This window comes from Agrobacterium sp. a22-2 (assembly GCF_012276985.1).
Taxonomy (GTDB): domain Bacteria; phylum Pseudomonadota; class Alphaproteobacteria; order Rhizobiales; family Rhizobiaceae; genus Allorhizobium.
Genome location: NZ_JAAXMM010000001.1, coordinates 121992 through 134924, shown reverse-complemented (window position 1 = coordinate 134924; position 12933 = coordinate 121992). Strand labels below are relative to the sequence as shown.

The 12933-nt window shown below is 59.6% G+C and carries 13 protein-coding genes; 11 read left to right on the top strand and 2 right to left on the bottom strand.

Translation table 11 applies throughout. From position 1 onward, the window contains the following. Nucleotides 1-19 precede the first annotated feature (19 nt). Both HFC70_RS00665 and HFC70_RS00660 read left to right on the top strand, forming a co-directional pair. Nucleotides 20-892: a DUF6030 family protein gene (locus tag HFC70_RS00665; RefSeq protein ID WP_168471269.1), complete on the top strand. Its 873-nt coding sequence runs from the start codon at nucleotides 20-22 to the stop codon at nucleotides 890-892. Nucleotides 893-1031: 139 nt separating this feature from the next. Continuing rightward, nucleotides 1032-2669 (top strand): glycosyltransferase family 39 protein, encoded by a 1638-nt coding sequence (locus HFC70_RS00660; protein WP_168471268.1) that lies wholly within the window; start codon nucleotides 1032-1034, stop codon nucleotides 2667-2669. Nucleotides 2670-2719: 50 nt separating this feature from the next. Here HFC70_RS00660 and HFC70_RS00655 read toward each other — a convergent pair whose 3' ends face one another. Both HFC70_RS00655 and HFC70_RS00650 read right to left on the bottom strand, forming a co-directional pair. Continuing rightward, entirely contained in the window at nucleotides 2720-3691 is a 972-nt protein-coding gene (locus HFC70_RS00655) for a glycosyltransferase family 2 protein (protein ID WP_168471267.1), read from the bottom strand. Further along, nucleotides 3688-4086 carry a GtrA family protein gene (locus HFC70_RS00650; RefSeq protein ID WP_210259095.1) on the bottom strand — a complete coding sequence of 133 codons (399 nt, stop codon included), beginning with the start codon at nucleotides 4084-4086 and terminating at the stop codon, nucleotides 3688-3690. The genes HFC70_RS00655 and HFC70_RS00650 overlap by 4 nt, the downstream gene beginning before the upstream one ends. Nucleotides 4087-4852: 766 nt before the next feature. Here HFC70_RS00650 and HFC70_RS00645 point away from each other — a divergent pair. From HFC70_RS00645 to cheD, 9 genes are all read left to right on the top strand, one after another. Continuing rightward, nucleotides 4853-6499, top strand: a complete 1647-nt coding sequence (locus HFC70_RS00645; RefSeq protein ID WP_168471733.1) for a methyl-accepting chemotaxis protein — start codon at nucleotides 4853-4855, stop codon at nucleotides 6497-6499. A gap of 137 nt (nucleotides 6500-6636) precedes the next feature. Continuing rightward, complete coding sequence (locus HFC70_RS00640; protein WP_168471266.1) at nucleotides 6637-6936, top strand: STAS domain-containing protein; 300 nt, start codon at nucleotides 6637-6639, stop codon at nucleotides 6934-6936. Then, a complete protein-coding gene (cheY1, locus tag HFC70_RS00635) occupies nucleotides 6933-7298 on the top strand; it encodes a chemotaxis response regulator CheY1 (protein WP_168471265.1) in 366 nt (121 codons plus the stop codon). The genes HFC70_RS00640 and cheY1 overlap by 4 nt, the downstream gene beginning before the upstream one ends. Nucleotides 7299-7314: 16 nt before the next feature. Then, nucleotides 7315-9579 carry a chemotaxis protein CheA gene (locus tag HFC70_RS00630; RefSeq protein ID WP_168471264.1) on the top strand — a complete coding sequence of 755 codons (2265 nt, stop codon included), beginning with the start codon at nucleotides 7315-7317 and terminating at the stop codon, nucleotides 9577-9579. A gap of 4 nt (nucleotides 9580-9583) precedes the next feature. Next, nucleotides 9584-10051 carry a chemotaxis protein CheW gene (locus HFC70_RS00625; RefSeq protein ID WP_168471263.1) on the top strand — a complete coding sequence of 156 codons (468 nt, stop codon included), beginning with the start codon at nucleotides 9584-9586 and terminating at the stop codon, nucleotides 10049-10051. Beyond that, entirely contained in the window at nucleotides 10048-10953 is a 906-nt protein-coding gene (cheR, locus tag HFC70_RS00620; RefSeq protein WP_210259094.1) for a protein-glutamate O-methyltransferase CheR, read from the top strand. The genes HFC70_RS00625 and cheR overlap by 4 nt, the downstream gene beginning before the upstream one ends. Next, nucleotides 10950-11990, top strand: a complete 1041-nt coding sequence (cheB, locus tag HFC70_RS00615) for a protein-glutamate O-methylesterase CheB (protein ID WP_168471261.1) — start codon at nucleotides 10950-10952, stop codon at nucleotides 11988-11990. The genes cheR and cheB overlap by 4 nt, the downstream gene beginning before the upstream one ends. Continuing rightward, a complete protein-coding gene (cheY2, locus tag HFC70_RS00610) occupies nucleotides 11990-12379 on the top strand; it encodes a chemotaxis response regulator CheY2 (protein WP_168471260.1) in 390 nt (129 codons plus the stop codon). Before cheB ends, cheY2 begins: the two co-directional genes overlap by 1 nt. Then, nucleotides 12376-12930, top strand: a complete 555-nt coding sequence (gene cheD / locus HFC70_RS00605) for a chemoreceptor glutamine deamidase CheD (protein ID WP_168471259.1) — start codon at nucleotides 12376-12378, stop codon at nucleotides 12928-12930. The genes cheY2 and cheD overlap by 4 nt, the downstream gene beginning before the upstream one ends. Nucleotides 12931-12933: the final 3 nt, after the last annotated feature.

Here is a 12933-nt window from a genome sequence, read left to right as displayed (position 1 = left end):
CGGAATCCAGAAGGTTTGCATGCCAGAGACTGCAGAAAGGCAGAATAGCCGCGGCCACCCGACGGTGGCGCCTGTCCGGCGCAAGACAAGCGGCCGATGGTTGTTTGCCCTGCTGATCCTTGCGATCGGTTCGGCGATCCTGGCGACGGTTCTGCTGGCCAATGACATGCAGAACCTGCGGGCGGTCTATCGGCACTATGGCCTGCCTTGGCCTTTTGAAGACAAGCAGGTGGAGCGCGCGCCGCGAACGCTCAAGGGGAAACGACTGGCCGCACTTCCGATCAAGCTGCCGGACCATGTCCTGGCGGTGCCCGACGTCGCCAATCTCGGCGCTCTGGTGCGAGACATCCGCCGGCCTGGCGACTTGTTTTGTGCCGCCTTTGCCGAAAACGGCATGCAGAACGGTGGCTGGCAACCGAGCCAGTTCGACAGCGCCACGTTCGAATGCCTGTCGGAAACGCTGATTCCGTCCGAGGATGGATCAGCCCAGAACGCCTCGTTCTTCTTTATCGCCAAGGGTGATCCCGAAGGCAACATAGGCTCCATCCGCATGAAACTCGTGGCGCCGGACACTGATTCAGGAAAGAAGGTCCATGCCATGCTGGTGCGCGCGGTCGAACTGCTGATCGAGCAGACCCAGTGGGGCGATCTTGCGGCCGCTGTGGACCACGCCACCCGGCTGGAGGATTTTCAGGTCGTGCGTTTTGGCCTGTCCTTCAAGTTCACGCGGGAGTTCACCGCCCCCAACCGCTTCAATCTCATCGTGCTGCCGACCGGCAAGACGCCGGCCATCAAGGCGACACGCGCCTATTTCGAACGGCAGGACTGGCTGCCGGTACCGCCGATGCCCGCCCCCATGGTTCCGATATCGCGGCTGGCTGCCGCGCCATGACGTGTCCCCGCCGAGCCGCGATTAATCTTAATTGCAAGACGGTAGGATGCGCATCTTTCTTGCCTGCCTGCCGTCAAGTATAGACAAGACACTCTGCTTTCGTGGCACTCTGTCCAGATCGAATCGTAACGGATCAATCATGCCAATCGAGCTTTCCAAGACAAAGTCAGCCTCGATCTTGATGGCGATATTGGCTGTCGGCGCCGTGCTGCGTCTCTACGCCATCGACACCCAGGCGCTGTGGAGCGACGAGGGGCAGACGCTGACTCTGTCCCTCTGGCCGGTCATGGACATGATCACCAAGCCGACGGACCCCACGCCGTTTCTCTATTATGCGCTGCATCAGCTCTTCCTGACGCCGGAATCGAGCGTGGCGGCGGTGCGATCCATATCCGTCATCTTCGGTCTGGCCCAGGTCGTGCTGATGTTCGGGCTTGGCCGGCTGTGCTTCGGTCGTGCCGGCGGGCTGCTGGCGGCCGCCTTGATGGCCGTCTGGTCGTCCCATGTCGATTACAGCATGGAGGCGCGGGCCTATGCGCTTCTGGGGTTCCTGATCCTGCTCGCCTTCTATGGCCTGATCCTCTACGTCAGGAGGATCGGTGAGGCCGCGCCGCTTTCTCCAAGGCTTCTGGCCCTGGCGCTGTTTGCCGTCGGCAACGTGCTGAGCTTCTACACCCATGTCATCGCGGCCTTCAGCATCGCTTTCACCGGAGCCCTGCTGTTCGGCTTCGCATTGCTGCATCCGCGCCGCTACTGGCCGGAAGTCGCGATCACCTTCGCGGTAATGGCGCTCCTGGCGGTCCCCGGCGTGCTGCGAATCCTGGCGCAGGTGGAAACGGGCCACGAATTCAACTGGCTGGTCCAGGCAAGCCCGATGACCTTCGTCAGCACTGCGGCGGACATGTTCTTTCCGATCGGCTTCTGGGACAATCCGCTGACCAATGGCCTCGACATGCGGCTTGACGCAAAATTCGTCGCCATCCCGGTCTTCGCATTGCTGCTGGCGGTTAGCCTATGGTTTGGCCGCGCAACACTTTCGAAGGTCGCGCGCGAGCAACCGATGGCGGCCCTCCTGGTGCTGGGCTGTGCCGTGCTGCCGGCGGCCATCTGGCTGGTCGGTTATGTCGGCCGGCCGATCTTCCTCGGGCGCGTCATCCTGTTCTGCATTCCGGGCCTGATCCTGCTGCTGGTCGCGATAATTGTCGGCCAGCCACGCCAGCGCGCGATGGTCCTGTCCGTGGCAACGGTCGGACTGTGGCTCGCTTCGACACTCATGTTCGGCATGATGCGCGAAAAGCAGGACTGGCGCGGTGCAAATGGCTTTCTGGCCGCCTCGGTTGCCTCGGACGACATTGTCGCCCTGTGCCCGGACTTCGAATATCCGGCCCTGCGCCACGCGGCATCGGAACCTCTCGGCCGGGCGGTTTTGCTTGCCGACGACAAAGGCGCCGTCACGCTGATCGAGGCGGGCCTTGGCGCCAGCCAGACCTGGGCCGCCGACTATTTCGTGGCAAGCCAACGTTATGACGACCGTCCCACGGTAACGCTCGACATCCAGCCGGGGCAATCGATCTGGAGAGTGGATGGCATCTGCTGGGAAGGCCTTGCCGAATATGCGACGCTCGACAGGCTTCTGGCGCCGATCGATCCGGCTCCCTCGACCGAATGGTCGCAAAAGGCCAAATACGAGGACCACATCCTCATTCGACGCTATCGGGTGACGCAGCCGGCAAGCCTGACGCTGCGGCAGGGCCTGGACGCAGGCCTGCAGAGATAGCGGCGGGCGGAATCGACACTTGGTCGAAAGGGCGATCTGCCGCCCTTGTCTCAGGCTTCCTCAAGCGGCTTGATGGTCGGCGCCGTCACGGCGGCCTGCGGGCCGACATGGGCTTCCTTGACGATATAGCGTGGCCGGCCCTTGGTCTCGATATAGATGCGGCCGATATACTCGCCCAGCACACCGAGCCCCATGATCTGGATGCCCGACAGAAACAGCGTCGCGGTGATCAGCGAGGGGTAACCAGGCACCGGGTTGCCCCAGAGCAGTTTGTTGAGGACCATCCAGCAGGCATAACCGATCGACATGCAGGAAATGCTGAGGCCGACATAGGTCCAGACCCGCAACGGAAAGGTCGAGAAACTGGTAATCCCTTCGATCGCCAGGTTCCAAAGTTTCCAGCCGTTGAACTTTGTATTGCCGGCCGAGCGCGGCGAGCGGCGATATTCGACGATGTCGACGGTTCCGCCTACCCAGGACAGGATGCCCTTCATGAACAGGTTACGTTCCTGAAGCTGTTTGATGTTTTCGACGGTCGGGCGCGACAGCAGCCGGAAATCGCCGACATTGGCCTCGATCTTCGGTGTCGATATCATGTTGTGGAGGCGATAGAAGATCTCTGCGGTATTCCGTTTCAGCCGTCCGTCGCTGCTGCGGTCGATGCGCTTGGCCAGCACGATATCTGCGCCGTTGCGCCATTTGTCGATCATCAGCGGGATGATCTCGATGGGATCCTGCAGATCGACGTCGATCGGGATCATCGCCTCGCCGCTTGCTGCTTCCAGTCCGGCAAACAGGGCGGCTTCCTTGCCGAAATTGCGCGAAAGGCTGATTAGCGTGACGAGCGGGTCAGCCAGCGCCAAGGCCTTGATGATGTTCAGCGTTCCGTCCTGGCTGCCGTCGTTGACGAAGACGATTTCGACGTCGACGCTCTTCAGCGGGGCGAATTGCCTGACCGCATTGTAAAAGATCGGGACCGTATCTTCCTCGTTGTAGACGGGTACTACCAGCGATACTTTCATGAAGACCTCTTGCGGAACACGACATACTTAGAGAACAAAAATCCGAAAAAAAGACTAAAGGCCGAGAAGGAAACAAGCGTAACAAGGGCAGGAAGGTTAAAAATGTCTGACAATCCGCCAAACAGGAAGGACATCAATCCGAGAAAGCCGACATAGAGCAGATAGCGCGTGCTGCTGATCGCCGCCCGGAAGGTGAAGCGGGCATTGACGAAAAAGCTGAACGTGACAGCCGCAATGAAGGCAATCAGGTTGCTGACGCTCTGGTCCTGTCCAAGAAACTGGAAGAAAACGAAAAAGATCGCCCAATGAATGAATGTATTGGCGACGCCGACGACCACATATCTGGAAAACATTTTGATTGCGTGACCCACCCGCGGCTTTTCAAGTTCCGGCAAGCTTAGTTCGGCAATCGAAATTTATCATTAAACGCCGAGCATGAATTGAACATAAGTGTGCCGGGTGAGGCAACCTATCAGGCCATCAGATCTATCGATTTGAATTCATGAGGTAATTCGAGGGGAGATACGGATTTTCCGCTTCGCTTTTCGGCTCGGCCATCACGTCTCGAAACGTGCGCACGACAGTTCAGCCGATGCCATTCCAGCTGATTTGCTGCAGATCAGAATATGCGGACGTGGTCCGCTTCCTGTGTAGGGCGCGCTGCAAGAAGGGAAATTGCTGCGGTCGCCGCAGCGGCCAGAAGTGCCGCACCAATGCCAAGAACAATCATTGCTCATACCTCAACCGACTTCATCGTCGCCGGATAGCTTTCACCAGGAAACTTGCCCGAAACTTATCATTACTTGATTCTCCTCCATTTGTCCAAAGTTAACGAAACCCCATTTTGTCGAAAAGAACCGCCGGTGCAGAGATTATTAACCTTCAAGCAAGGAATTAACCATAAAGATTGAAGGACACGTCGGAATGGGGCTTTCCCAGCAGCTCCGGTCGGCATGAAGCCAGTCCCGTCGCACCGGTTTTTGGTCCGGTATGAATCATTGAAGTAAGTCCTGTCGCTCTCCTCGGCGAATACGGTCTTTGTCTGCAGGCGATGTCGGCAGCCGGATATCTGTCACCGCGGATGCAACGGACGGGTTTGATCGGATGGGTCTGGCCGCAAGGGCCGGCCATCCGGACGGGGATTGGCAGTTGCAGCAGGACATGCAGGCAGAAGAAGCAAGAGGAGCCCAGGCAGGCAGCCTGCGCGATCGGTTGCGCTTTGCCGCGCTCGATGCCGAGCTCTGCGAGCTTCTGCGCCGCCACCGTTCAAGCCTGGAACCCCATGTGAATTCCGGCCTGCGGGATCTCTTCCAGCGGTTTCAGACCTTCCCGGAGGCTGCTCGCAATTTTACCAGCGAGCGGCAGACCGATCGTTTCCATGATCTTCTGGGCTCCCATTGGGACGTTCTGACCGATGCCCGGTTCGACGCGCTCTATGCCGAACGCGTCAAGGTGCTGTCCGACACCGAGAGCCGGATGGGGCTCGATCCCCGCTGGCATATCGCCGGTCATGCCGTCGTGCTCGAGCATCTGCTGTCCGGCATTGTCGCGGACGCGGGCGGCGGATTTTTCACCGCATCCAAGAAGAAGACCCGCGAACTGGCCGATCTGGCCAATGCGATCGTCCGTCTGGTCATGGTCGATGTCGAAATCGCCGTCTCCTTGCGGTTCAACGAATTACGCGTCCGGCATCACCGTGAACTGGGCGAGATGCGGCGCAAGGAGCGCGCCGGCGTCGTGGAGGTGTTCGGTGAGGTTTTCGAGGCTCTGGCCGAAGGCGATCTTTCCGTTCGGCTGTCTGGCGAGTATCCGGACGAATATCGCGATCTTGCCGAGACGTTGAACAGGGCTATCGACGGTCTGCAGTCGGCCATGGTTTCCGCCGACCGAGGCACGCAGCAGGCCGCCGCGACCACCGGTGAGTTCGCCGTCAGGACCCGTCAGTATTGGGAGCGCGCCGATAGCCAGGCCGCCCAATTGGAGCAAGCCTCGGTCGAACTGCGCACCATCACCGACCAGGTCCGCGACAGCGCCGGCCACTCCAAGCGCACGGAAGAGGCCGCGACGCAGACCCGCAGGGCGGTCGAGGAAAGCGGTCATGTGGTCGGCCAGGCGATCAGTGCCATGTCCGATATAGAGGCCTCGGCTGAGCAGATCGGCCAGATCATCGGCGCTATCGACGAAATCGCCTTCCAGACCAATCTATTGGCCCTCAATGCCGGCATCGAGGCGGCCCGTGCCGGCGATAGCGGCCGCGGCTTTGCCGTTGTTGCACAGGAAGTGCGCGCACTCGCCCAGCGCTCGGCGGAATCGGCCCGTGAGATCAAGACGCTCGTGGCGACCACCAAGTCCCAGGTCGATGCCGGCGTTCATATGGTCGCCCGCACCCAGGAGGCGATCGCCAGCATCGTCACACAGGTGACCGGGATCAATGATGCCGTCGCCTCCATCGCCCGGGACACCGAGCGTCATGCCGGCGAACTCGGCGCCGTTTCCGGCACCGTGGCGGCACTGGGGACAGATGCGGCCGGCAATGCCGAAATGGCCCGGCAGTCGTCAGAGGGAACCGATGATCTTCACACGGTAATACTGGAACTGGGCAAGACGATCCGGGCATTCCGCATCGAGCGCCAGCAGCATGCGCCGAAACGGGACAAGCTTGCCGCCACGGCTTCTGAAGGCGAGACGCCCCGCCGATTACAGGCTCTGCCGATTTCTCAAGGGGGGCAGAAGCAGGAAGACATTTTCGCGCCGCCGATCGACGACGAATATAGTTACGCAACGCCTCTCGCGGGTCTTCGGCTATGAGGGGAATGTTTACTACCTTTCTATACAACAAGAGCAGTCGTGTTTCGCACGCCGTTGTTTCAGCCACGAAAAGCATGGCTGGCAATGGGGGTTAATCGAAACGGAGACGTGGAACAGGAAAGACGAGGTAAGAGCTGATGGCAAGCAAGAAAGGCGCATTGAAGGATTTGGAGCTGCCCGCTGTGCTGGACTTGAACGAGGCTTCCGCACTGCGCGACAAGCTTTTGTCCATGCGTGGCAGCGGGTTAACGGTCGATGCCTCCGGCGTCGAACGGGTCGGTGCATTGTGCGTGCAGGTGCTCATGGCGGGTGCCAAGGCCTGGGAAGAGGACAAGCATCCGTTTTCCGTAACGAAGGCATCCGACGCCTTCCTCAAGACCATCCAGCTTTTAGGCTTAAACATCGATCATCTGATCGCCAAGGAGATCCGTCAATGAAGAAAAAAGTGCTGACAGTGGACGATTCCCGCACCATCCGGAATATGCTCCTGGTCACCCTCAACAATGCAGGTTTCGAGACCATTCAGGCCGAAGACGGCATCGAAGGCCTGGAAGTGCTTGAGGAATGCAATCCGGACGTCATCGTTACGGACATCAACATGCCGCGCCTCGATGGCTTCGGCTTCATCGAAGGCGTTCGCCGCAACGAGAAATACCGGGCGATCCCGATCCTCGTTCTGACCACTGAAAGCGATGCGGAAAAGAAGAACCGTGCTCGCCAGGCAGGCGCCACCGGCTGGATCGTCAAGCCTTTCGATCCAACCAAGCTGATCGATGCCATTGAACGTGTAACCGCCTGAACCGGGAAATTCTCCGATGGATATGAACGAAATCAAAGAGATCTTCTTTCAGGAATGCGAGGAACAGCTCGCTGAACTGGAATCCGGTCTGCTGAAAATGAATGATGGGGATCGTGATCCGGAAACGGTCAATGCCGTTTTCCGCGCGGTGCACTCCATCAAAGGCGGCGCGGGTGCGTTCGGTCTCGATGATCTCGTCTCCTTCGCTCACGTTTTTGAAACGACGCTCGATTGCGTTCGTTCCAACAAGCTGGAGCCGGGTCCTGAAGTGATGAAGGTGATGCTCAAGTCGGCCGACGTGCTCGCCGACCTGACCAATGCATCCCGTGACGGGGGCAGTGTCGATCCGTCGCGCTCTGCCGGTCTTGTCAAGGAACTTGAAGCTCTCGCCAACGGCGACCCCTTGCCGGCGGCCTCCGCTGCACCGGCGCCGGCACCCAAGGCCGCGCCTGCCGCAGCGCCGAGCGATGCCAGCGGCTTCCAGCCGATCCCATTCTCCTTCGAGGATTTTGGCGGCGATGAGCCGGCAGATGAAGTGCCGACTTTCGAGGTATCCTTCAAGCCCCGCCGCGACCTCTATTCCAAGGGCAATGATGCGGCGCTGCTGCTGCGCGACCTGTCGCGCATCGGTGAGATGACCATCAATTGCAACTCGGACAACCTGCCGCCGCTCGACCAGATGGACGCCGAGGACGCCTATTTCAGCTGGAAGATCTCCATCAAGACGGAAAAGGGCGAAGAGGGTATCCGGAGCATCTTCGAATTCGCCGAATGGGATTGCGAACTCGAAGTGAAGCTCCAGGAAGCCGCAGCTGCAGCCAAGGCTGAAGAGCTGCCGATGGTTCCAGTACCCTTCGATCTGTCCATTCTGGACGAAGGCGGCGCGGAAGTCACCGGCAGCGCCTTTGAAGACCAGGCCGCCAGCGCGGTAAGTGCCGCCGTCGAAGCTGCCGAGACTGCCAGCAATGTCACGAAGCTGGCCGGAATCGCCGCCAAGGCCGAACGGCAGGAGAAAAAGGAATCGCCCGCTGCTGCCGCTGCAGCCGCCGCCGCAGCCCAGAACAATGCGGCTGCCGGACAGACCATCCGCGTCGATCTCGATCGCGTCGACCGCCTCATCAACCTGGTCGGCGAGCTCGTCATCAACCAGGCGATGCTCTCGCAGAGCGTCATCGAGAACGATACCAATGGTACCTCCTCGATCAACATGGGTCTGGAAGAACTCCAGCAACTGACCCGTGAGATCCAGGACAGCGTCATGGCAATCCGTGCGCAGCCGGTCAAGCCGGTCTTCCAGCGCATGTCGCGTATCGTTCGCGAAGTGGCCGACATGGTCGGTAAATCGATCCGCCTCGTCACGGAAGGGGAAAACACCGAAGTCGACAAGACCGTCATCGACAAGCTTGCCGAACCGCTGACCCACATGATCCGTAATGCCGTCGACCACGGTATCGAAACGCCTGAAAAGCGCATGGCGGCCGGCAAGGATCCGGAAGGCACGATCAAGCTGACAGCGAAGCATCGTTCCGGCCGTATCGTCATCGAACTGGTCGACGACGGTGCCGGTATCAACCGCGAACGCGTCCGCCAGAAGGCCATCGACAACGAACTGATCGCCGCCGACTCCAACCTGAGCGACGAGGAAATCGACAACCTGATCTTTGCGCCGGGCTTCTCCACGGCCGACAAGATCTCCGACATTTCCGGCCGTGGCGTCGGTATGGACGTGGTCAAGCGCTCGATCCAGGCACTCGGTGGCCGTATCTCCATCAGCTCGAAGCCGGGTTATGGATCGACCTTCACCATGAGCCTGCCGCTGACGCTCGCCGTGCTCGACGGCATGGTGGTCACGGTCGCCAACCAGACCCTGGTCGTTCCCCTGACGGCCATCGTTGAGACCCTGCAGCCGGAAGCGCAGAACATTCATTCGTTCGGTGCCAACCAGAGGCTGATCTCGATCCGCAATAGCTTCTGCCCTCTGGTGGATGTCGGCCGGATCCTGAACTTCCGCAACCTGCAGGCCAATCCCATGGATGGCGTCGCTCTCCTGGTCGAATCGGAAGGTGGCGGTCAGCGCGCGCTGATGGTGGATGCTATCCAGGGCCAGCGCCAGGTGGTCATCAAGAGCCTTGAGGCAAACTACACCCACGTGCCCGGCATTGCCGCCGCAACGATCCTCGGAGACGGGCGCGTCGCGCTCATTCTGGATGTCGATGCCGTCGTCTCTGCCTCGCGCGGTCAATCGCTCAAACAGGAAATGTCCTTAGCTGTTGCAGGATAATGTCATGTCGTTCGTTGTAAAAAGTCTGATTGAAGGAAACCGGGAGCTCATCGCCTTCCGGATCGGCGATCAGGAATTCTGCGTCAACATCATGAATGTACGGGAAATTCGTGGCTGGACCCCGGCGACGCCTCTTCCGCACTCGCCGTCTCACGTCATGGGCGTCATCAACCTGCGCGGTGCCGTCCTGCCGATCATGAACCTGGCCACCCGGCTCGGGATAAAATCTGCCGAACCGACGCCACGTCACGTGATCATCGTCGCCCAGGTTAAGCAAAAAGTCGTCGGCCTGCTGGTCGATGCCGTCTCGGATATTCTGACCGTGACGGAAGACAATATCCAACCGACACCGGAAGTGTCGTCAGATCTCGAACGGCAATACGCGCGTGGGGTCCTGGCAATTGAAAAAAGGATGATCTGCTTGATCGAACTTGGCGCACTATTTCCTGAAGCAGAGAGCGAAGCGGCATGATGTCGATGACCCCTGCTCAGACCAGGCAATCAGACGACGAGATCATGGCCAACGGCGAATATCCGTTGACCCGGCGGGATCTGAACGAGATCGCCGCGATGATCTACTCCGATGCCGGCATAGCGCTGAACGACAGCAAGGCCTCGCTGGTCTATTCCCGCTTGTCCAAGCATATCCGGGCCTTGGGTCTGAGGGGGTTTCGTGAATATTGCGCGCTGGTATCCTCCACCGAGGGCGCCCCGGCGCGGCGGGAAATGCTGTCCCATCTGACGACGAATTTCACGCGATTCTTCCGTGAAAACCATCATTTCGAACATCTGAAGACGGATGTGCTGCCTGAACTGATCAATCGCGCCAAGGCCGGTGGCCGGGTTCGCATCTGGTCGGCGGCCTGTTCGGACGGGCAGGAGCCCTATTCGATCGCGTTGACCGTTCTTTCCATGATGCCGAATGCCGCCGACTACGATTTCCGCATCCTGGCGACCGACATCGATCCGAAGATCCTGGCGCTGGCCCGGGCCGGCATCTACGATGAGGCAGCGCTGGAAACCGTATCCCCGGCCATGCGCAAGCAATGGTTCAAGGAAGTCGATGTCCAGGGGCGCCGCAAATACCAGGTCGATGACCGCGTCAAGCGGCTGATCACCTATAACGAGCTCAACCTGATGGCCCAATGGCCGTTCAAGGGGCCGTTCGACATCATCTTCTGCCGCAACGTCGTGATCTATTTCGACGAGCCGACGCAGATGAAGATCTGGTCGCGCTTCGCCGGATTGTTGCCGGAGGGCGGACATCTCTACATCGGCCACTCCGAACGGGTTTCGGGCGATGCCAAGAACCTCTTCGACAATATCGGCATCACGACCTACCGCTATCTGGGCAAGGGGGGCAAGAAATCATGAAGCTTCCTGCCCGTGTCCTCGTTGTCGACGACAGCCCGACCATGCGCGGTCTGATCACGGCCGTGCTCAATTCCGATCCGGAAGTCAATGTCGTCGGCCAGGCCGGTGACGCGCTTCAGGCGCGCGCTGCGATCAAGGAACTCAACCCCGATGTCGTAACGCTCGACATTGAGATGCCGAACATGAACGGCCTCGAGTTCCTCGAGAAGATCATGCGTCTGCGCCCTATGCCGGTCATCATGGTCTCCACCATGACCCATCGTGGTGCCGAAGCGACCCTTGCGGCGCTCGAAATCGGCGCCTTCGATTGCGTCGGAAAGCCGATGCCGGGCGAATCCCGCCCGTTCGGAGATCTGGCCGACAAGGTCAAGGCAGCAGCGCGCGCGCAACGCCGGCAGGCACCGGCCCCGGCCGCCGCCACGACCGCACCGGCCGCGGACTTTCGCGTCGGACGCAAGATCGTCGCGATCGGCTCGTCGACCGGTGGCGTCGAGGCGCTGATCGCCGTGTTGCAGAAATTCCCGCAAAACTGCCCGCCGACGGTAATTACGCAACACATGCCGCCGACGTTTACCAAAAGTTTTGCAGAACGCCTTAATCGTCTCTGCGCACCGGTGGTCCAGGAAGCGACCGATGGTGCAAGGCTGGAAATCGGCAAGATCTATCTCGCTCCGGGCGGAGACCGGCATCTGCAGGTCGTCAACGCCTCGGCGCCGAGCTGCCGGTTGATCGAAAGGGATCCGGTCAACGGACATCGGCCTTCGGTGGATGTGTTGTTCGATTCGGTTGCTGAGCTTGCTGGCCGCAACGCGGTAGGGGTCATACTGACCGGTATGGGCCGCGATGGGGCCGCTGGATTGCTCAAGATGCGTCACGCAGGTGCGCGCACCATTGGGCAGAATGAGAAGACCTGTGTGGTCTACGGGATGCCACGAGTGGCCCATGAATTGGGTGCGGTCGAGCATCAATTGCCGCTTGCTTCAATCGGCGATGAAATTCTGAAACTTACGGCCGCCCGAAAAGAAGGTAGTGAATAATGTCTATAGCTGAGAAAATCAAAGTTCTGATCGTCGACGATCAGGTCACAAGCCGCCTGCTGTTAAGCGATGCACTGACGCAGCTCGGTTTCAAGCAGATCACGGCCGCCGGCGATGGCGAACAGGGTCTGAAGATCATGGAGCAGCAGCCCCATCATCTCGTCATCTCCGACTTCAACATGCCGAAGATGGATGGCCTCGGCCTCCTTCAGGCGGTGCGCACCAACCCGACCACCAAAAAGGCCGCGTTCATCATTTTGACCGCGCAAGGTGACCGGGCTCTGGTTCAGAAAGCCGCGCAGCTGGGGGCCAACAACGTCCTGGCAAAGCCTTTCACCATCGAAAAGATGAGGGCTGCCATCGAGGCTGTTTTCGGAGCGTTGAAATGATCGAAGAGGTTGCGTCTCGGCGGGTCCATATCATACAGGGCGAGTATAAGGTCATCAGTGAACCAGATGTGGTCCTGTCTACCATTCTCGGCTCCTGTGTGGCCGCATGTCTGCGGGATCCGATCGCTGGCGTCGGAGGCATGAACCATTTTCTTTTGCCTGGTTCGGCCAATCCGGGGGCCGGCGGTGGAGATGCAACACGATACGGCGTTCATCTGATGGAACTTCTCATCAATGGACTGCTGAAAAAGGGAGCGAGACGCGATCGGCTCGAGGCGAAAATTTTCGGGGGCGCCAAGACCATCGCAACCTTTTCCAACGTCGGCGAACAGAATGCCGCCTTTGCAAACCAGTTCCTGAGGGACGAAGGCATCAAGATTGTCGGTTCGTCGACCGGGGGGGATCATGGCCGTAAGCTGGAATTCTGGCCAGTCAGCGGACGTGCCAGGCAGTATCCGTTGACGGGTGCCGAAACGCAGAAAACAGTGGCTCTGGAACAGCGGCCCACACCGGTCCTGCGGCCAGTGGAAAGCTCCATCGAATTCTTCTAGTGA

Bases quoted from the DNA above. Each gene is read 5' to 3' on its own strand.
- cheY2 (WP_168471260.1), top strand. From the start codon at position 11,990: ATGTCTATAGCTGAGAAAATCAAAGTTCTGATCGTCGACGATCAGGTC.
- HFC70_RS00660 (WP_168471268.1), top strand. From the start codon at position 1,032: ATGCCAATCGAGCTTTCCAAGACAAAGTCAGCCTCGATCTTGATGGCG.
- cheB (WP_168471261.1), top strand. From the start codon at position 10,950: ATGAAGCTTCCTGCCCGTGTCCTCGTTGTCGACGACAGCCCGACCATG.
- HFC70_RS00655 (WP_168471267.1), bottom strand. From the start codon at position 3,691: ATGAAAGTATCGCTGGTAGTACCCGTCTACAACGAGGAAGATACGGTC.
- HFC70_RS00630 (WP_168471264.1), top strand. From the start codon at position 7,315: ATGGATATGAACGAAATCAAAGAGATCTTCTTTCAGGAATGCGAGGAA.
- HFC70_RS00640 (WP_168471266.1), top strand. From the start codon at position 6,637: ATGGCAAGCAAGAAAGGCGCATTGAAGGATTTGGAGCTGCCCGCTGTG.
- HFC70_RS00665 (WP_168471269.1), top strand. From the start codon at position 20: ATGCCAGAGACTGCAGAAAGGCAGAATAGCCGCGGCCACCCGACGGTG.
- cheD (WP_168471259.1), top strand. From the start codon at position 12,376: ATGATCGAAGAGGTTGCGTCTCGGCGGGTCCATATCATACAGGGCGAG.
- HFC70_RS00625 (WP_168471263.1), top strand. From the start codon at position 9,584: ATGTCGTTCGTTGTAAAAAGTCTGATTGAAGGAAACCGGGAGCTCATC.
- cheR (WP_210259094.1), top strand. From the start codon at position 10,048: ATGATGTCGATGACCCCTGCTCAGACCAGGCAATCAGACGACGAGATC.
- cheY1 (WP_168471265.1), top strand. From the start codon at position 6,933: ATGAAGAAAAAAGTGCTGACAGTGGACGATTCCCGCACCATCCGGAAT.
- HFC70_RS00645 (WP_168471733.1), top strand. From the start codon at position 4,853: ATGCAGGCAGAAGAAGCAAGAGGAGCCCAGGCAGGCAGCCTGCGCGAT.